The organism is Roseomonas sp. TF40, from assembly GCF_057219975.1.
This window is the reverse complement of record NZ_JBXVVR010000001.1, coordinates 921235-939481: the sequence shown is the minus strand read 5'-3', so window position 1 is coordinate 939481 and position 18247 is coordinate 921235. Positions and strand designations below refer to the sequence as shown.

Below are 18247 nucleotides of genomic sequence, written 5' to 3'. Positions count from 1 at the left end.
CGACCATAAAGGATTGCTGGAAACTTACCACGGTGGAAAGCAGCCCCCTCCCGCCCCGGCCCGGCTTTTGCCATACAGCCCCCCCAGGCATGGGGATGGCGATGGACCAGGTGGATTGCGTGGTGGTGGGGGCAGGGGTGGTCGGGCTCGCCGTGGCGCGCGCGCTCGCGCTCGCAGGCCGCGACGTGCTGGTGCTCGAGGCGGCGGAGGCCATCGGCACCGAGACCTCCTCGCGCAATTCGGAGGTGATCCACGCCGGCATCTACTACCGCGCCGGCAGCCTGATGGCGAAGACCTGCGTGGCCGGCAAGAAGATGCTCTACGCCTATTGCGCCGAGCGCGGCGTGCCGGCGCGCAATTGCGGCAAGCTCATCGTCGCCACGACGGCCGCCGAGGCCGAGCAGCTTGAGGGCATCCGCCTGCGCGCCGCCGCCAATGGCGTGGAGGATCTGCGCCTGATCAGCGCCGCCGAGGCGCGCGCCATCGAGCCCGAACTCGCCTGCACCGCGGCGCTCGTCTCGCCTTCCACCGGCATCATCGACAGCCACGCCTACATGCTCGCCCTGCAGGGCGATGCGGAGAATGCCGGCGCCTTCTTCGCCTTCCGCGCCCCGGTGCTGCGCGGCCGCGCCACCGATGCCGGCATCGAACTCGAGGTCGGCGGCGCGGAGCCCATGGCGCTCGCCTGCCGGCTGCTGGTGAATGCGGCCGGGCTGCACGCCCCCGCGCTGGCGCGGCGCATCGCCGGCATGCCGGAGGCACACATCCCGGGCAGCTACTACGCCAAGGGCAACTATTTCAGCCTGACCACACGCAATCCCTTCTCGCGGCTGATCTACCCGGTGCCGGTGCCGGGGGGGCTGGGCACGCACCTCACCATCGATCTTGGCGGCCAGGCGCGCTTCGGCCCCGATGTCGAGTGGATCGAGGAGATCAACTACGATGTCGATCCCCGCCGCGGTGAGGGCTTCTACGCCTCCATCCGCCGCTGGTGGCCAGGCCTGCCGGATGGCGCGCTGGCCCCCGGCTATGCGGGCATCCGTCCCAAGACCGTGCCGAAGGGCGCGCCGGCGCAGGATTTCGTCATCCAGGGTCCGGCCACGCATGGCGTGCCGGGGCTGGTGAACCTGCTCGGCATCGAGAGCCCAGGCCTGACCGCCTCGCTCGCCCTGGCGGAGGAAGTGCGCGCCGTGGCGTGCGGTTGAGGGCGCAGCCGCATTGACGGCAGCGCCGGGCCGGCAGCACTCTTCGCCGAACAGCCCGGAGAAACGCGCCATGAACAGCCCGAGCCTCTCGCGTCGCCATGCCCTTGCCCTGGGGGGGGCGGGCGTCCTTGCCTGCACCATCAAGGATCTTCACGCGCAGACGCCGCGCCGCATGACCTATGTGACGCCCTTCTCGCACATCCTTGCCTTCGCCGACGTGCTGCACGCCAAGGGCGGTGGCTTCTTCGAGCGTGAGGGCCTGGACGTGACGATCGAGCAGGGGCGCGGTTCCGCCATGGCGGTGCAGCAGATCCTGGGCGGCGGCGCGCTGCTCTCGCGCACCGGCGTGGGCGACCATATCCGCGCCTCCTCGCGCCCCGGCGGGAATGAACTGGTGGCGGTGGGCACGATCAGCCAGGGCTCGCCCTTCTACGTCATCAGCACGGTCGCCAAGCCGATCCGCACGCCGGAGGAGATGGCGGGCAAGACCATCGGCATCCTCTCGGTGGGCGGGGCCACCGAGATCGTGCTCGACGTGATGCTGCAGGCGCGCGGGGTGGATCGCGCGCGCGTCGCCCGCCAGACCGCGCCCAATTCGCCCGCCGGGCTGCAATTGATCGAGCAGGGGCGTATCGACGCCTACATCGTCTCGGCCGGCGTGCCGGTGGCGCTGCAGGCGGCGAACACGCCGCATGTCTCGTGGAACACCGACACGGTCGCGCCGATCCCGGGCCAGTGCTACATCGCGCGGCGCCAGACCCTGGCGCAGAACGGCGATGTGGTGGTGCGCTTCCTGCGTGCGGTGAAGCTCTCGCTGGATGCGATGCTCGCCGACACCGACCTCACGCGCACGCTCGCCAATCTGCGCGAGTTCGAGATCGCCGAGATGCGCAACGCCGCGCTGGCGCCCGCCATCCTGCGCAACGAGATGCAGTTCTGGCTGACCTCGGGCCGCGAGAACCTGCTGCGCAACGTGCCGGAGCATTGGCAGCGCGGCTATGATTTGATGGCCGCCGCCGGCTTCGCGCCGGCCGGCGTGCGGGCGGATACGCTGTTCACGAACGAATTCGTCGATCGCGCCCGCGCCTGATGCGCTTTCGTCGCGCCGAGGCCGCGCTGCTGCTGGTGGATTACCAGCGCGGCTTCCTGCATGACCAGGGTTTCGTGGCACTTCAGGGGCGCGATGTCTCGGCCTGCGCGGCGGCGGCGCGGCGGGGCTATGCGCTGGCCGCCGCGGCGCGGGCGGTGGGCATGCCGGTGATCTGGACGCGGCATGTGCTGCGCGCGGATCATGCCGATGGCGGGCTGCTCACCACCGAATTGCGCCCGCGCCTGGGCGAGATCGGCGCGTTGGCCGCGGGCAGCGCGGATATCGAGATCCCCGCGGAGGCCGGTGTGGCGGCGGAAGATGCGGTGATCGACAAGCCGCGCTACTCGGCCTTTTTCGGCACGCCGCTCGATGTGCTGCTGGCCGCGCGTGGCATCCGCGCTCTCCTGGTGGGCGGTGTGACCACCTCCATGTGCGTCGAGACCTCGGTGCGCGACGCCGCGCAGCGCGACATCCGCACCTTCGTGGTGCGCGACGCGGTGGCGGATTTCGATGCCGCACGGCATGAGGCCTCACTCGCCGCCATGGCATTCGGCTTCGCGCGGATCATCGGTGCGAACCAGGCGATGGAGGCGATCGCTGCTGGCGAGGCAGAGTTCCCCCATGGCTGACGCAGACCATCCCGCGATCAGCTTTCGTGAGGTCGAGAAGTGGTACGGCACGCGCGATGAGCCCGTGCATGCGCTTGCCGCCACGGATCTCGCCGTGGCGCCGGGCGAGTTCCTGGTGCTGCTCGGCCCCTCGGGCTGCGGCAAGACGACGATGCTGCGCATGATCGGTGGGCTGATCGCGCCCACCGCCGGCGAGATCGCGATCGAGGGACAGAGCCTGTGGCAGCGTGGCGAGCGCCAGGCGCCCGCACTCGCCGATCTCGGCATGGTGTTCCAGGAGGCGAATCTCTTTCCCTGGCTCAGCATCGAGGAAAACATCGCCCTGCCGCTGGAGCTGAAGGGCGCGCCGAAGGCCGCGCGGCGCGAACGCGCGCGCGCGCTTGCGAAGCTGGTGGGCATCGAAGGGTTCGAGAAGCGCTGGCCGCGCGAACTCTCCGGCGGCATGCGCCAGCGCGCCGCCATCGCGCGCGCGCTGTCCTATGACCCGCGCATCCTGCTGATGGACGAGCCCTTCGGGGCGCTCGACGCCATGACTCGCGAGGCGATGAACCTCGAACTGCAGCGCATCTGGCTGGCAACCCGAAAGACCATCGTGCTGGTCACGCATTCCATCGCCGAGGCGGTGTTCCTGGGCGACCGCATCCTGCTGCTCTCGCCCCGCCCGGGGCGCGTGGACATGGAGGTGCGGGTGCCCTTCGCGCGGCCGCGCGAGCCCGATCTGCAATCGACGCCCGAATTCCAGGCCATCGTGCGCCAGCTGCGCCAGCGCCTGAACGAGATCAGCTGACGATGGCGCATCCCCAACCCCCGGCCTCCCTCGCCAAGCGGCGCCTCACGCGTGATGGCGCGCTGCCCTGGATCACCACGCCGATCCTGCTGGGGCTGCTGATCCTGATCTGGGATTCCTATGTGCGCGCCTATGGAGTCTCGCCGCTGATCCTGCCGCGCCCCGGCGCGGTGGCGAGCGCATGGCTCGAGATGCTGCAGGACCGTCGCGCCTGGCACCACACCTGGATGACGGTCTACGCCACGCTGGCCGGCTTCGGCTATGCCGCCGTGATCGGCGTGAGTCTCGGCGTGCTGATCGCGCGGCTGCGCTGGCTGGAACTCACGCTCAACCCCTTCATCGTGGCCACGCAGGTGATCCCGAAGGTCGCCCTCGTGCCGCTCTTCGTGCTGTGGTTCGGCTTCGGCATCAGCTCGAAGGTGATCGTCGCCGCCGTGCTCGCCTTCTTCCCGATCCTGACCAATACGGCGATGGGCGTGAAATCCATCGATGAGGGCCATCGCGACGTGATGGTCTCGCTGAACGCGACGCGCTGGCAGGTGTTCCGCCGGCTCGAATTCCCTTCCGCGCTGCCCTACATGCTGACGGGGCTCGAGATCGGCATTGTGCTGGCGATCATCGGCGCCGTGGTGGGCGAGTATCTCGGCGGCAATGCGGGGCTGGGGCATCTGCTGATCGCGCGGCTCAACGCCTTCGAGACGGACCAGATGTTCGCCGTGCTGATCCACATGTCGATCCTGGGCTTCCTGTTCTACTTCGCCATCGGCGCGCTGCGGAAGATGCTGGTGCCCTGGCATGCCTCCGCACGGCTGCGGGTATGAGCGACGCGGCGATCCTCGACAGCCTCGGCACTTTCCTCGACCGCCGCCTGCCGCCGGCGGAGATCCGGCGGCGCGATGCCGGGCATGTGCCCCCCTATGACCTGATGCCGGAAATGGGCGCCATGGGGCTCTTCGCGCTGGCGGTGCCGGAGCCGCTGGGCGGGCTGGGCGCGGCCTGGACCACCATCGCGCAGGTGCAGCTGAAGCTTGGCGAGCATGCCTACATGGTCGCCTCGATCTTCAACCGCGTCGTCGGCTTCGGGATCATGTCCGCGCTGAGCTATGCGAGCGAGGCGCAGCGCCGCCTGCTGCTGCCGCCCCTGATGGCGGGCGAGGCCTTCTGCGCGCTGGCGCTTTCCGAACCGCAAGCGGGCAGCGATGCGGCGGCGCTTCGCACGCGCGCAACGCGTCAGGGCACCGGCTGGCGCCTGCGGGGCCGCAAGAGCTGGATCAGCGATGCACGCCAGGCGCGCTGGCTGATCCTGCCGGCGCGTACGGGCAGCGAGGCGGAGGGACATCGCGGCATCTCGCTCTTCCTTATTCCGACCGACACGCCCGGCGTCGCCATGACGCCGCTGCCGAAGGTCGGCAACAACTGCATGCCGAGCTTCGACATCGGCCTCGAGGATGTCGATCTGCCGGCGGAGGCGCTGCTCGGCGTGGAAGGGCGCGGCTTCGCGCAGCTCATGTCCACGCTGCACTATTCGCGCGCCTCGATGGCGGCGACGGTGACCGGCGCGGCGGAGGCGGCGCTGCAGATCGCACTCGCCCATGCGACGGATCGCGTGCAGTTCGGCCGCCCCATCGGGCGGAACCAGGCCATCGCACATCGCCTTGCGGATCTGCGCATGCGCGTCGATCTCTCCCGCCTCCTGGTCGAGCATCTGGCGCGACTCATCAGCACGGGCGCGCCCTGCCGGCGCGAGGCCGCGCAGGCGAAGATCATCGCCACCGAGACGCTGCGCGACGTGGCCGATGCCGGCATGCAGATCCTGGCGAGTGCCGGCTATGCGGCCGAGAGCGACATGCAGCGGTTCTGGCGGGATTCGCGCCTCTACACCTTCGGCGAAGGCGCGAATGAGGTATTGCGCGATTCCGTCGCGCGCGATCTGGGATTGGGGGCAGGGGCGTGAGCGGCATCCGGGCGATCGACGCGGTGGTGAACATCTGGACGCCGGAGGCGCTGGCCGGCCGGCCGGATCGCACCGGCTTCTACACCGCCAAGATGCGCGTGAAGCGCGAGATCTTCGAAGGCATGAGCCTGAAGGACATGATCGCGCGCATGGATGCCGCCGGCATCGAGAAGGCCTTCCTGATCGCCGCGAAGGTCGGGCGGCTCGGGCACCCTGCCTGCTACCATGTCGATTATCGCCTCGTGGCCGATGCGGTGCAGGCGCATCCGGATCGCTTCTATGGCCTCGCCGGTCTCGACCCGACCGAGGGCATGAAGGGCGTGCGTGAGCTTTCACGAGCTGTCACCGAATACGGCTTCATCGGCGCGCATTTCTACCCGCATTGGTTCGAACTGCCGCCCGACCATGCGAAGTGGTATCCCTTCTACGCGAAATGCGTGGACCTCGACGTGCCGGTGCAGCTCCAGGTCGGGCAGTCGATGGTCTATGATCCCACCTATCCGCTGCGCTCTGTCGGCCGGCCCATCACGCTCGACGCCGTGGCCTGCGATTTCCCCGAACTCAAGATCATCGGCATCCATGTCGGTATCCCCTGGACCGAGGAGATGATCGCGATGGCCTGGAAGCACGCCAATGTCTTCATCGGCTCCGACGCGCACAGCCCGCGCTACTGGCCGGACTCCTTCAAGCACTACATACGCAGCTACGGCCAGGACAAGGTGATCTTCGGCACGGATTTCCCGGTGCTCGACTTCGCGCGCACCATGGCCGAGATCGACGAGTTGAACCTGCCCGAGGCGGTGCGCGCGAAATTCCTGCGCACCAATGTCGAGCGCATCTACAAGCTCAACGGCGCCGCATGAACCTCGCCGACGCGCTCGACATCCACGACCGGGCAAGGCCGAGCCATCCGGCGCTGATCGAAGGCGCGCTGACGCTGACCCATGCGCAATTCGCACGCCGCGTGCGGCGCATGGCGGCCTGGCTGCTGGGGCTCGGCCTGCCCGCCGACCGGCCCGTGGGAATCTGCCTGCGCGACACGGCCGAGCATGTGGTCGCACTCTACGCCGTGGCGCGCGCGGGCATCGCGATCCTGCCGATGGATGCGCGCTGGACGGTCGAGGAACAGCGCAACGTCGCCACGCATTTCGGCGCCTCGCTGGTCCTGGCGGAGCCCGACATGCCGCCGCTGCCGGGCCTGCGCTGCGACCAACCGAACGAGGCGGAGGAGGCCGGCATCGCCTTCGCCTCGGATCCCGAGGCGCCCTTCGTCCTCTCGCTCTCGTCCGGCACCACGGGGCGGCCGAAGGGGCCGCTCATCGCGCATCGGCATTTCCTCGCGCGCTTCCGCACGCATTGGATCAATCTCGGCCTGAACGGGCGCGATCGCTTCGTCTGCGCCACGCCGCTCTATTTCGGCGGCGGGCGGACCTTCGCGATGTCGGTGCTCTTCTCCGGCGGCACGCTGATCCTCAAGCCGCCGCCCTGCACGCCGGAAGACCTTGTCGCCTGCGTCGCTTCCGAACGCGCCACCAGCCTCTTCCTGGTGCCCACGCAGTTCCGCCGGCTGCTGGCGCTGGATGACGCCACGCTCGCGCCGCTGCGCGCGCTGAACCTGCTGTTCTCCTCCGGCGCGCCGCTCGCGCCCGAGGAGCGTGTCGCGATCCGCGACCGGCTCTGTCCGCACTTCTTCGAATACTACGCCTCGACCGAAGGCGGCGGCGTCTCCCTCCTCACGCCCGATGACATCGCCACGCATGGCGAGACGGTGGGTCGCCCCGTCTTCGCCGTGGAGGTCGAGGTGGTGGACGCGCAGGACAATCCCCTGCCGCCTGGCGAGACCGGCCTGCTGCGCTATCGCGGCCCCGCCTGCGCCACATCCTATCATCGGGACCCAGAAGCCTCGGGCGAGGCGTTTCGCGAGGGGTGGTTCTATCCGGGCGATCTCGCCTCGCTCGACGCCGATGGCTTCGTCACGCTGCGCGGGCGGGCGAAGGACATGATCATCCGCGCCGGCATCAACATCCATCCGGGCGATGTCGAGGCCGTGCTGAACGCGCATCCCGCCGTGGCGGAGAGTGCCGTGCTCGGCTGGCCCTCGCGCGAGTTCGGCGAGGAGATCGCGGCCTTCGTGCGCCTCGCTGCGCCCTGCGATCCCGAAATCCTGCTCGCCCATGCGCGCGCGCATCTGCCGCGCCCGAAATGGCCGCGCGCGGTCTTCATCCTCGAGGACCTGCCGCGCAACAGCGGCGGCAAGGTGCTCAAGCGCGATCTCGCGCAAAGGCTCAGCCCGCCGCAACTCTGATCTGCGGAGAGGGGCGCTGGCCAGGGCCGGGCGGTGGCGATAGCCTCGCACCCTCTTCACGTCCGAGGATCTGCCATGACCCCCCCTGATCGCCTGCGCGCCCTGCTCGCCGAGCCCGGCATGATCGTCATGCCCGCCGTCTGGGACGGCATCAGCGCCAAGCTCGCCGCCCGCGCCGGCTACAAGACCGCCTTCCTCTCGGGCTCCTGCGTCGCGGCGAGCCGCCTCGGCGGGCCGGACCTTGACCTCGTCTCCTTCGGCGAGATGTTCGACAGCTTCACGATGGTCCGCAACGCGGCACCCGAGACTCTGATCCTGGCCGATGGCGACCATGGCTATGGCAATGCGCTCAACGTGCAGCGCACGGTGGCCGCCTATGGTCGCGCCGGCGCCGCCGCGGTGCTGATCGAGGACAAGATCACGCCGCGCGAACTGACCTCCGCCGGCAAGCCCTGCCTGCCGCGCGAGGAAGCGCGCATGAAGATCCGCGCAGCCGTGGCGGCGGCGAAGGAATCCGGCATCCTGGTGCTCGCCCGCACCGATTGCCGCCCGACCCAGGGCATCGAGGAAGCGCTCGCGCGCATCGAGATGTATGTCGAGGAAGGTGCGGACATCCTCTTCCTCGACAGCCCGAAAGATGAGGAGGAGATCCGTCGCTCGATGGTGGCTGCCGCGGGCAAGCCGACCTTCGCGGTGCTCTCCCCGGGTGGTGCCCGTGCCTGCCCCTCGCGCACGGAAGCCGAGGCGCTGGGCTACAAGATCGCGACCTACCCCACGGGCATGCTCTCGCCTTCCATCGCCGGCATCCAGGCGGGGCTCGACGCGCTGCTGGCCGGCGGCGCCGAGGCCGCGAGCGCGCAGCCCCCGGCCGTGCTGCGCGCCACGCTGGGCTATCCCGACTACGACGTGGCCGCGAAGCCCTATCGCCTGCCGGGCTGATGCCCTTCAGGTCGCCAGGATGATCTTCCCGAAGTGCTGGTTCGCCTTCATGTGGGCCAGCGCTTCGGGGGCCTGCGCCAGGGGATAGACGCGGTCGATCGGCAGGCGGAAGCGGCCCTGCTGCACGGCGGCCCAGAGGTCGCGGCGCATCACGCGCACCTCCTCGCGGATCTCGGCCACGCTGCGCGTGCGGTGCGTGACGCCGATATAGGTCAGGCGGCGATTGGCGTGCAGGTCGAAGTCGAATTCGGCGCGCGACCCGCCGAGCCGGCCCACATTCACGATGCGCCCGCGGATCGCGGTGGCGGCCATGGCGGCGTTGATCGTCGCACCCGAGACCTGGTCGATCACCAGCGCCACGCCCTTGCCGCCGGTCGCCTCCAGCACCTGCTTCTGCCAGCCGGGCTGGGAGGTATCGACGGCGCGGTCGGCGCCGAATTCGGCGAGGCGCGCGCGCTTCGCGGGATCGCCCGAGGTGCCGATCACCAGCCCCGCGCCGAGGAATTTCGCGATCTGCAGGCCCACGAGCCCGACGCCGGAACTCGCGCCCAGGATCATCACTGCCTCGCCGGCCACGAGCCCGCCATTGCTCACCAGCGCGTCATGCATGGTGGCCAGGGCGACAGGCAGCGTCGTCGCCTGCTCCCAGGAGAGGTTGCTGTCCGGCAGCGGCATGGCGCGGCCGAGATCGGTCACCGCATATTCCGCATAGCCGCCCGAGCCCGAGCACATCACCCGCGCCCCGGGCACGAGATCCGGCGCCAGCGCCGCCACGCCCGCCCCGCAGGCCACGACCTCGCCCGCGAATTCGATGCCGAGCACCGTGCCCGGCCCGCCCATCGCGCCATGCGCATGCCCCGCCGCGACGCCGAGATCGGCGCGGTTGAGCGAAGCCGCGCGCACGCGCACCAGCACCTGCTCGGGTCCCGGCACCGGCCGGGCCATGCGCTGCACGGCGACGCCGTGATCGGTGACGATGGCGGCCAGCATGGTCTCGGTCATGGGTATGCTCCTCCGTGCGGTGGCGATTCTCGCACCGGCTATAGGGCGGGGACGGCGCGGCGCGAAGGGTTCAGCGGCGCTGCCCGAAAGTCAGGCTCAGCCGCGATTGCGGCGTGCGCAGCTCGGCCGCGGTGGCGCCGCGCGCCTGCTGCAGGAAGGGGCTGTGCAGCGTGGAGTCCGCCGGCGGCAGCAACGCGCGGCCATTCGCCTCGGCCACCTTCTCGCCATCGAGGAAGAAGCGCAGCCGGCCGCCGCCATCGATTCCTTCGAACTCCACCGTCTCACGCGTCACGCGCAGCGGGGCGGCCAGCACCGCGGCCTGGAAGGCGGCATGGTTGGGATAGGCGGTGCGCGGGGCGGCGACGATGATCACCGGCGCGCGCTGGTCCGTGACCGGATAGCGTCCCTCCTGCCCCGCGCCATGGCCGCCGAAGGCGGCGCGTGCGGCGACATGGGCCGAGCCCTCGACGAAGAGCCAGCCGCCGCGTTCCTGCGGCCGCAGCGGGCGTTCGAAGATGATGGCGAGGTCGCCGGTGTTGCGGCTCATCGGCGGCATCACGCGGGCGATGATCTGCGTGCCGCGCAGCTGGGCCGCGACGAGCGCGTTGTAGCTGGAGCGCTGGGCCTGCTGCGCGCTCGCGTGCACCTGCGTGCCATCGGCCAGCGTCACGCCGCTCCAGCGATTCTGGCTGCTGATCGGCGCCCATTGCGCCACCGGCAGGCGCGGGCCGATGGCGCTGCCCATGACGAAATCGGGCGTCACCCAGGCATAGCGCGACACGGCGGCGGTGTTGGGCTGTATCTGCGTGCGCTCGGCCACCACGCCGCCGGCGGAGAAGCCGGGGTGGCGCGTCCAGACCTCGAAGGGCGCGCGCCTTGCCGTGCCGGTTGCGATCTCGACCAGCGTCGCGGGCGGGCGCCAGCGGGAGAGCAGCATGGCCATGTGCGCCGGGTGTGCCGCGCCGCGCGCGCGCTGGCCGATGCCGAAATAGACCCAGACCATCGCATCCATCGGCAGGCCGGGCTCGATCGCGGGCGGGTAGTTGCGCGCGCGGGCGCCGCCATGATGGCCGTTGATCTGCTCCTGCGCCCACATCGCCCACCAGAGCGTCACCGCGCTCTCCGCCATGCCGCGCAATTCGGCATCCGAGGCGAAGTCGAGCATGCTGTGGAGCGGCGCGAGGAAGTATTTCGAATAGGTCGGCGAGAAGAATTCGATGGAGAGCCCCGCGCCCGCCCGCGAGGCGAGGAAGGCCTTGAGATAGGCGTTCCAGGCGGCGAGCTGCGTGGTCGGCGTGGAGCGATCGGCATAGGCACGGTTCGCGGTGGCGGGGTCGGCGCGCAGCAGCTCGGCCGCGGCCCAGCAGGCATGGACGCGCTGGATGTCGTGGTTCTCGCTGCCCCAGGGGCGCCAGATCAGCGCGGCATCGGCGTCGGCGAGGCGACATTCGGTGCTCGCCCAGTCCCAGAACAGCGCGCGGATGGCGCTGCGTGTCTCCGCCGTCAGCGGCTGGTCGGGGCCCTGCTGGCCCTGGCCGAACAGGCCCATCGCCTGGAACAGGAGCGTGGCCGAGACGAAATAGAAATCCTGCCCGGCACGGGTGCGGGCCGAGCCCTCGGCATCCATCGGGTCCTCGCGCCGCTTCCAGCCCGCGCGGCGGGGCAGGGTGGCGGCAGCCTCCCGCAGCAGGGCGTTGGCCCGCGCGGCGTCGCCGCCGCGCGCGAGCAGCGCCATGGCGAGCGTCGCCTGGCCCCAGACGCAGGCATTGTTGCCCTCACGCGCCGCGGCGCAGTCGGGCGCCACCACGGGGCGCGCGATCGCGGCATCGAGCACCTGGGTGCGGCGCGGCGTGACGCCGGCATCGCGCGCGGGCTCGACCGTGGCGAGGAAGGCCTGGGCGGGGGCCGCCATGCCCAGCGGCAGGGCGAGTGCGAGCCCCAGGAGAAAACCGCGGACCGTGCTGCTCATGCCATCCTCCCCGGGGGGCGATCCCCGGGGCAGGAAAGCCGAAAGCGGGCAGGGCGTCCATCGCGCCCTGCGTGCGCCCTACCAGCCGATGGCGCGCGGCAGCCAGGTGGCGAGACCCGGTGCCACGAAGACCAGCACAACGGCGAGCAGCTGCATCAGCACGAAGGGGACAACGCCGCGATAGATGTGCCCCGTGGTGATCTCGGGCGGGGCGACGGAGCGCAGGAAGAACAGCGCCCAGCCGAAGGGAGGCGTGAGGAAGCTCGTCTGCAGCATCACGCAGATGAGGGTCGCCAGCCAAACCTGGTCCACGCCGGCGGCGAGGAAGATGGGCAGGAAGAGCGGCACGGCGATGTAGCTGATCTCGATCCATTCCAGGAAGAAGCCCAGCACGAAGACCAGGATCAGCATGAACCAGATGTCGGCCGCGATGCCGCCGGGCAGGAATTCGAACAGGTCATGCACCAGCTGCTCGCCCTGCAGGCCGCGGAAGGAGAGTGCGAAGACCTGGGCGCAGATCAGGATGAACATCATCATCGCGGTGATGCGCGCGGTGCTGCGCAGCGTCTCCACCACCAGCGAGACCGAGAAGCGCCGCCCGATGGCGCAGACGATCAGCGCCCCCAGAGCGCCCATCGCCGCCGCCTCGGTCGGTGCGGCGATGCCGGCGATGATCGAGCCGAGCACCGCGAAAACGAGGCCGAGCGGCGGGGCGATGACCTTCACCAGCTTCTTCAGCAATTCGCGCGTGGAGATCAGCGCGCGTTCCTCCGCCGGGACGGCGGGCACCATCTCGGGCCGCAGGATGCCGAGCACGAGGATGTAGGTGCAGTAGATTCCCGCCAGCATCAGCCCCGGGATCATCGCCGCGGCGAAGAGCGTGCCGACGGAGAGGTTCATGATGTCGGCAAGCAGGATCAGGATCAGCGAGGGCGGGATGATCTGCCCGAGCGTGCCCGAGGCACAGATCACGCCGCAGGACAGGCCCGGATCATAGCCGCGCCGCAGCAGCGCCGGCAGAGTGAGCAGGCCGAGCGTCACCACCGTTGCGCCGACGATGCCGGTGGTCGCACCCATCAGCACGCCGACGAAGACGATGCCCAGGCCCAGGCCGCCGCGCAGTGCGCCGGAGAGGCGGCCCACCACCTCCATCAGGTCTTCCGCGAGCCGTGATTTCTCCAGCGCCACGCCCATGAAGACGAAGAGCGGGATGGCCAGCAGCGAATAGCTGGTCACCACGCCATAGATGCGCGCGGGCAGCAGGTTGAACAGCATCGGCCCGAAGCCGAGCCAGCCGAAGACGAAGCCGGAGACGGCGAGGGTGAGCGCCACCGGCACGCCCAGCATGAGCAGCCCGAAGAACGCCACCAGCATGAGGATGGCGTAGATTTCCGTGATCGGCATGGGGATCTCAGGCGCTGCGCAGGCGCGCGATGGAGCGAAGGGTCTCTGCCGTGAATTGCAGCGCGAGCAGCGCGAAGCCGGCCGGGATGATGGCCTTCAGGACGTAGCGATAGGGAATCCCGCCCGGATTGGCCGAGCCTTCACCCTGGCTGAAGGACTGCCCGACATAGCGCCAGGAAAGCTGGATCACGAGCAGGCTGATCGCCAGACCGGCAAGGCCGGCGAAGACATCCACCAGCGCCTTGTTGCGCGCCGAGAAGCCCGCATAGAGCACATCGACGCGCACATGCTCGCCATGGCGCAGCGCATAGGCGGCGCCGAACAGCGAGATCGGCACCAGCAGGTGCCACTCCAGCTCCTGCGCCCAGACGCTGCCGAGCGAGAAGCCGTAGCGCAGCAGCACGTTGCTCGCCATCACCACGACCAGCGCGGCGACGGCCACGGCGGAGAGCTGGCCGATGACATCGACGATCTCATCGATGGCATCGGCGGCGCGTGTCAGCCGGGCCACGTCTCAGGCCTGGCGGATCTTGCTGTGGTAGATGCTCTCGCTGTAGCCCGACCAGGCATCGAACTTCGCCTTGTAGGCCATGTAGCTCTCATGCACGCGGCGCGTCACCGGATCGCGCGCGATGGCTTCCTCGAGCACGGCGTTGGTCTCGGTGCGCAGCCGCGCGACCACCTCGTCGGGCAGCGGCAGGGCGGTGACGCCCTGGTTGCGGATCAGGTCCTCCATCGCATCGGCATTGTTCTTCTGGCACCAGGCCTCGCTGATGACGTTGCAGGCAGCGACGGCATTCTCGACGATCGCCTTGAGGTCGGCGGGCAGCCGCGCCCAGGCCGCCTTGTTGATGATGAGCTCGGAGGCGGTGGCCGTCTCATGCCAGCCGGTGGTGTGGTAGAACTTCGCCACGCGCTGCAGGCCGAGCTGGCGGTCGAGGAAGGGGCCGACGAACTCGGCCGCGTCGATCACGCCGCGCTCCAGCGCGGGGAAGATCTCGCCGCCCGGCAGCAGGCGCACATCGACGCCAAGGCGCTGATAGACACGCCCCGCCAGGCCCGGAATGCGCATCTTGAGGCCGCGGAAATCCTCCACCTTCTCGATCGGACGACGGAACCAGCCGGTCATCTGCACGCCGGTATTGCCGCAGAGGAAGGGCACGAGGTTGAACCGGTCATAGACCTCGCGCCAGAGCTCGAGGCCGTTGCCGTCATACATCCAGCCATTCAGGCCCTGGAAGTTCAGGCCGAAGGGCACGGCGGTGAAGTACTGCGCGGCGAAGGTCTTGCCGGTCCAGAAATAGGCGTTGGCGTAGTTCATCTCGACGATGCCGCTGCTGACGGCATCGAAGCCCTCGCCGGCCGGAATCAGCTCGCCCGCGCCGAAGAACTGGATTCGGATGCGGTTGTTCGACATGCGCTGGATGCGGTCGATCAGGTCGCGCGCCGAGCCAGGCCCGGTCGAGTAGAAGGCCGCCTGGGGGCCGTAGAAGCTGGTCATGCGCCAGTTGAAGGTGGTCTGCGCAGTGGCGACCGCGGGCGCGGCGAGCACGCCGGCCGTCCCCGCCGCGGCGGAGGAGATGAGATTGCGACGTTGCATGTTGGCCCCCGGCTGTTTGGCCCGTGCGCGACGTGCGGCCGCGCTTCGGCGCCGGGGTGTCAGCAATCCTCATGCCAAGTGGTGCGCCCGCCCGCACGAAGGCTGCGCGGCGGGTTCTCCCGGTGGAATGCCTGCGCTTTGGGCAGCGCGGCCGCCGCCCCGCCCGCGCCTCAGGCCGCCTTCATCTCGTGCAGGAAGCGATCCACCTGGCCGCGCAGCGTCTCCGCGCCGCGGCTGAGTTCCTGGGCGGCGGCCTTCACCTGCGCGGCCGCCGCGCCCGAGCTCTGCGCGGCCTCATCCACCGCCAGGATCGTGCTGCTGACCGAGGCCGTGCTCGCCGCCGCCTGCTGCACGTTGCGCGCGATCTCCGTGGTGGCCGCGCCCTGCTGCTCGACCGCGGCGGCGATCCCGGTTGCGATCTCGTTGAGCCGGCCGATCACGCTGCCCATCGCCTCGATCGCCTGCACCACGCGCGCCGTCTCGGTCTGCACCGCCTGGACCTGGGCGGCGATGTCTTCCGTCGCGCGGCCGGTCTCGCTGGCCAGGCTCTTCACCTCGGAGGCGACGACGGCGAAGCCCTTCCCGGCCTCGCCCGCGCGCGCGGCCTCGATCGTCGCGTTGAGCGCGAGCAGGTTGGTCTGTCCCGAGATGGCGTTGATCAGCTGCACGACCTGGCCGATGCGCTGCGCCTTCTGGGAGAGTGCCTGCACCGTCTCGCCCGTCCGCCCGGCCTCGGCCACGGCCTCCGCAGCCATGCGGCTGCTCTCCGCCATCTGTCGCGCGATCTCGGCGACCGAGGCGGCGAGCTGCTCGGCCGCGGCGGCGACCATCTGCACATTGCCACTGGCCTCGCTGGCGGATTGCTTCACCGTCGCGGCCTCGCGCGCCGTGCTGCTGGCGCCGGCGGCCATGCCGGTGGCCGTGGCCTCCATCTCGGTCGCGGCGCTGGCGACGGTCTTCACCACGCCCGCGGTCTCGACCTCGAAGCGCGAGGCCAGCGCGGCGAGGTGCTGCGCACGCTTCGCCTTGGCCTCGGCCTCGGCGATCTGCGCGGCCTGGGCGGCGCGGCTGGCGATGAGGTTGTCGCGGAAGACGACCATGGCGCGCCCGATATCGCCGATCTCGTCGCGCCGCTCCTGGCCGGGGATGGGCGCGGCCGTGTCGCCCGCGGCGAGGCTGCGCAGCCGCGCAATGCTTCGCCCGAGCGGCTGGGCCAGGGCGCGCAGGCCGATCAGCCAGGTGAGCAGCACGCCAAGGCCTAGGCCCAGCGCGGCCAGGATCGACATGGTCAGGATCAGCTGGCGCGCATCGCTCAGCGCTGATTCTTCTGCGGCATCGGCGATCTCGTCGGCCACCGTGCTCAGCCGGCCAAGTGCGGCCTTGAGCGGGACGAGTGCTGCATCCTGCGCCTGCAGCGCGGCCAGGAGCTGGCCGCGGCGCGCCTCGGTCCAGTCTTCCGTGCGCTGGATGGCGGCCGTCAGGGCCAGGATCGCCTCCAGCCGTGTCGCCACTTCGGCATGCTGCCTGCGCACTTCGGCCAGCGCCTGCAGCCGCCGCTCGCCGCCATGGGCCTCGATTGCGGCGGCGTCGCGGGTGAAGGCCTCCTTCGCGGCCACGACCTGCCGGCGCATCTCGGTGAGGCGCGTCATCGAGAAGCCATTGGCGAGCTGCGTCGGGGCCAAGCCCATCGTCAGGGCCGCGTGTTGCATCTGCATGGCCAGCGCAACACCCTCATTCGCGGCGGCACCGCGCTGCACCATGGTCGAGGTATTGGCTGCCTTCCAGGCACCGATACCGGCCATGCCGAAGATGATCGCGCACAGCGCGGTCGCCAGCACCGAGATCTTCCCGGTGATCCTGAAGGCGTCTAACGTCATGGGGCGCTCCGCGATTTTCGGGCTTCGAGGCAGGGACCGGTCTAGGATGAGTCCATTACCGAAACGTTGCCGGCTGCCTGTCACATTTCGGTCTTCGTGCCGATCGCTTCGCGCATGACGGAGATCCCGACCTTCGCCACGCCGCCGGGGTTCCTCGGCACGACGCGGCGCGAGGGCGCGGTGAGCGTGATCGGCGTGCCGCTCGACCTCGGCACCTCCAACCGCGCCGGCACGCGCGACGGCCCGCGGGCGATCCGCGCGGCTTCGCGCATGTTGGTCGATGGCGCCCATCCGCAGCATTGGGTGGATCCCGCCAGGCTGCCGCTGGCCGATGCGGGGGATTTCGCCATCGCCATGGGCGACCTGCCCGGCAGCCTCGCGCGGATCGAGGCGCAGGCGCGCGGGGCGGGGCATCTGGTGGCGCTGGGCGGCGAGCACGGCATCACCCTGCCGCTGCTGCGCGCGCTGGCGGCGCGCTGCGGCGGGCCGCTCGCGCTGGTGCATTTCGACGCGCATGTGGACACCTGGCCCGACAGCTTCGGGCAGGAATTCGGCCACGGCCAGGTCTTCTGGCACGCGATCCGCGAGGGGCTGGTCGATCCGCGCCGGACCATCCAGATCGGCATCCGCTCCCCCGTCTCGCGCGAGGTCTGGGATTGGACGCTGGGGCAGGGGGTGACGATCCTGACCGCGCAGCAGGTGCATGAGAGCACGCCCGCAGCTGTGGCCGCTGAGGCCCGCGCCGTGGTGGGCGAGGCCCCCGCCTATCTCAGCTTCGACATCGATGCGCTGGACCCGGCCTTCGCCCCCGGCACCGGCACGCCCGAGCCCGGAGGGCTGGCAAGCTGGCAGGCGCAGGGCGTGCTGCGGCGCCTCGGCGGGCTGGATTGGCGCGGCATGGACGTGGTCGAGGTCGCGCCCGCCTATGATGTGGCGGAGATCACGGCGCTGGCGGCGGCCACCATGGCCTGGGAATATCTCTGCCTGCCAGGCCAGCCCTGGGTTTCGCCGGCTTGAACGCGAAGCTTTCCGGGCGTTTCGGGAGATCTCCGGCAGTCATGCGCGCCGATCATCGCAGGGGCCATATTTTTCGCTTGCAGTTCTGAGCAAGCACCACTATTTCTCCCGTCGCGGCGGCAGACCTCCAGGAAAGCCGCCGCCTACAGACGCAAATCGCACGTGCCGCGAGCCCGATCCGGCGGGGTGAGACCCCCGGTGAGGGCACAGCAACGACGGACCGCGTCCTTTGTTCGCGCCGGCCCCCCTACGCCGGACGGTTCGAGGGAGCCGTTTGTGTTGCCTGCCCGCCGCGCTGCGAGAACGCACCCCGTTCATCGCTGACGCGCCATCGGCCCACTTCACGGGGCCGGTCGCCTTCGCGTCCCGTTCGCCGGCTTGAGTGCCGGGCGGCGTGCCGTGACGCGACCCCTGGCGCGCGCTGAAGGCCCGCAGGGCACGCCTGGCTCCCTCTGGCCCCGCCGCTGCG

At 70.2% G+C, this 18247-nt stretch carries 16 protein-coding genes; 10 read left to right on the top strand and 6 right to left on the bottom strand.

Features of this window, described 5'->3' with window-relative positions; genetic code table 11:
• The first annotated feature begins 89 nt into the window (after positions 1-89).
• The 9 genes from AC2D9U_RS04045 (at position 90) to AC2D9U_RS04005 (ending at position 8909) form a co-directional block, all read left to right on the top strand.
• Complete coding sequence (locus tag AC2D9U_RS04045; protein ID WP_484746700.1) at positions 90-1205, top strand: NAD(P)/FAD-dependent oxidoreductase; 1116 nt, start codon at positions 90-92, stop codon at positions 1203-1205.
• A gap of 70 nt (positions 1206-1275) precedes the next feature.
• Complete coding sequence (locus AC2D9U_RS04040) at positions 1276-2295, top strand: ABC transporter substrate-binding protein (RefSeq protein ID WP_484746699.1); 1020 nt, start codon at positions 1276-1278, stop codon at positions 2293-2295.
• Positions 2295-2924, top strand: a complete 630-nt coding sequence (locus AC2D9U_RS04035) for a cysteine hydrolase family protein (protein WP_484746697.1) — start codon at positions 2295-2297, stop codon at positions 2922-2924. Before AC2D9U_RS04040 ends, AC2D9U_RS04035 begins: the two co-directional genes overlap by 1 nt.
• A complete protein-coding gene (locus tag AC2D9U_RS04030) occupies positions 2917-3711 on the top strand; it encodes an ABC transporter ATP-binding protein (RefSeq protein WP_484746695.1) in 795 nt (264 codons plus the stop codon). Before AC2D9U_RS04035 ends, AC2D9U_RS04030 begins: the two co-directional genes overlap by 8 nt.
• Positions 3712-3713: 2 nt before the next feature.
• Positions 3714-4532 carry an ABC transporter permease gene (locus AC2D9U_RS04025; protein WP_484746693.1) on the top strand — a complete coding sequence of 273 codons (819 nt, stop codon included), beginning with the start codon at positions 3714-3716 and terminating at the stop codon, positions 4530-4532.
• Positions 4529-5665, top strand: coding sequence for an acyl-CoA dehydrogenase family protein (locus tag AC2D9U_RS04020; protein ID WP_484746692.1), 1137 nt, complete (start codon positions 4529-4531; stop codon positions 5663-5665). Before AC2D9U_RS04025 ends, AC2D9U_RS04020 begins: the two co-directional genes overlap by 4 nt.
• The gene (locus AC2D9U_RS04015; RefSeq protein WP_484746690.1) at positions 5662-6528 is read left to right on the top strand and encodes an amidohydrolase family protein; all 867 of its coding nucleotides are present in this window, start codon (positions 5662-5664) and stop codon (positions 6526-6528) included. Before AC2D9U_RS04020 ends, AC2D9U_RS04015 begins: the two co-directional genes overlap by 4 nt.
• Positions 6525-7970 (top strand): class I adenylate-forming enzyme family protein, encoded by a 1446-nt coding sequence (locus AC2D9U_RS04010; RefSeq protein WP_484746688.1) that lies wholly within the window; start codon positions 6525-6527, stop codon positions 7968-7970. Before AC2D9U_RS04015 ends, AC2D9U_RS04010 begins: the two co-directional genes overlap by 4 nt.
• 75 nt (positions 7971-8045) lie before the next feature.
• Positions 8046-8909, top strand: a complete 864-nt coding sequence (locus AC2D9U_RS04005) for an isocitrate lyase/PEP mutase family protein (RefSeq protein ID WP_484746686.1) — start codon at positions 8046-8048, stop codon at positions 8907-8909.
• Positions 8910-8915: 6 nt separating this feature from the next.
• Here AC2D9U_RS04005 and AC2D9U_RS04000 read toward each other — a convergent pair whose 3' ends face one another.
• The 6 genes from AC2D9U_RS04000 to AC2D9U_RS03975 all read right to left on the bottom strand — a co-directional run bounded on the left by AC2D9U_RS04000 (position 8916) and on the right by AC2D9U_RS03975 (position 16761).
• On the bottom strand, positions 8916-9911 hold the full coding sequence (locus tag AC2D9U_RS04000; protein ID WP_484746684.1) for a quinone oxidoreductase family protein: 996 nt from the start codon (positions 9909-9911) through the stop codon (positions 8916-8918).
• A 70-nt stretch (positions 9912-9981) separates the two neighbouring features.
• Complete coding sequence (locus tag AC2D9U_RS03995; protein ID WP_484746683.1) at positions 9982-11880, bottom strand: hypothetical protein; 1899 nt, start codon at positions 11878-11880, stop codon at positions 9982-9984.
• Between the two features lie 78 nt (positions 11881-11958).
• Complete coding sequence (locus AC2D9U_RS03990; protein WP_484746681.1) at positions 11959-13284, bottom strand: TRAP transporter large permease; 1326 nt, start codon at positions 13282-13284, stop codon at positions 11959-11961.
• A 7-nt stretch (positions 13285-13291) separates the two neighbouring features.
• On the bottom strand, positions 13292-13795 hold the full coding sequence (locus tag AC2D9U_RS03985; protein WP_484746680.1) for a TRAP transporter small permease subunit: 504 nt from the start codon (positions 13793-13795) through the stop codon (positions 13292-13294).
• Between the two features lie 3 nt (positions 13796-13798).
• Positions 13799-14884, bottom strand: a complete 1086-nt coding sequence (locus AC2D9U_RS03980; protein WP_484746678.1) for a TRAP transporter substrate-binding protein — start codon at positions 14882-14884, stop codon at positions 13799-13801.
• Positions 14885-15054: 170 nt separating this feature from the next.
• A complete protein-coding gene (locus AC2D9U_RS03975) occupies positions 15055-16761 on the bottom strand; it encodes a methyl-accepting chemotaxis protein (protein WP_484746676.1) in 1707 nt (568 codons plus the stop codon).
• Positions 16762-16875: 114 nt separating this feature from the next.
• Here AC2D9U_RS03975 and speB point away from each other — a divergent pair, with 114 nt between their 5' ends.
• Entirely contained in the window at positions 16876-17778 is a 903-nt protein-coding gene (gene speB, locus AC2D9U_RS03970) for an agmatinase (RefSeq protein WP_484746674.1), read from the top strand.
• Positions 17779-18247 lie beyond the last annotated feature (469 nt).

What these genes read in the sequence shown, in the direction of transcription:
- AC2D9U_RS04045 (WP_484746700.1), top strand. Translation starts at nt 90, where the DNA reads ATGGGGATGGCGATGGACCAGGTGGATTGCGTGGTGGTGGGGGCAGGG.
- AC2D9U_RS04040 (WP_484746699.1), top strand. Translation starts at nt 1,276, where the DNA reads ATGAACAGCCCGAGCCTCTCGCGTCGCCATGCCCTTGCCCTGGGGGGG.
- AC2D9U_RS04035 (WP_484746697.1), top strand. Translation starts at nt 2,295, where the DNA reads ATGCGCTTTCGTCGCGCCGAGGCCGCGCTGCTGCTGGTGGATTACCAG.
- AC2D9U_RS04030 (WP_484746695.1), top strand. Translation starts at nt 2,917, where the DNA reads ATGGCTGACGCAGACCATCCCGCGATCAGCTTTCGTGAGGTCGAGAAG.
- AC2D9U_RS04025 (WP_484746693.1), top strand. Translation starts at nt 3,714, where the DNA reads ATGGCGCATCCCCAACCCCCGGCCTCCCTCGCCAAGCGGCGCCTCACG.
- AC2D9U_RS04020 (WP_484746692.1), top strand. Translation starts at nt 4,529, where the DNA reads ATGAGCGACGCGGCGATCCTCGACAGCCTCGGCACTTTCCTCGACCGC.
- AC2D9U_RS04010 (WP_484746688.1), top strand. Translation starts at nt 6,525, where the DNA reads ATGAACCTCGCCGACGCGCTCGACATCCACGACCGGGCAAGGCCGAGC.
- AC2D9U_RS04005 (WP_484746686.1), top strand. Translation starts at nt 8,046, where the DNA reads ATGACCCCCCCTGATCGCCTGCGCGCCCTGCTCGCCGAGCCCGGCATG.
- AC2D9U_RS04000 (WP_484746684.1), bottom strand. Translation starts at nt 9,911, where the DNA reads ATGACCGAGACCATGCTGGCCGCCATCGTCACCGATCACGGCGTCGCC.
- AC2D9U_RS03995 (WP_484746683.1), bottom strand. Translation starts at nt 11,880, where the DNA reads ATGAGCAGCACGGTCCGCGGTTTTCTCCTGGGGCTCGCACTCGCCCTG.
- AC2D9U_RS03990 (WP_484746681.1), bottom strand. Translation starts at nt 13,284, where the DNA reads ATGCCGATCACGGAAATCTACGCCATCCTCATGCTGGTGGCGTTCTTC.
- AC2D9U_RS03980 (WP_484746678.1), bottom strand. Translation starts at nt 14,884, where the DNA reads ATGCAACGTCGCAATCTCATCTCCTCCGCCGCGGCGGGGACGGCCGGC.
- AC2D9U_RS03975 (WP_484746676.1), bottom strand. Translation starts at nt 16,761, where the DNA reads ATGACGTTAGACGCCTTCAGGATCACCGGGAAGATCTCGGTGCTGGCG.
- speB (WP_484746674.1), top strand. Translation starts at nt 16,876, where the DNA reads ATGACGGAGATCCCGACCTTCGCCACGCCGCCGGGGTTCCTCGGCACG.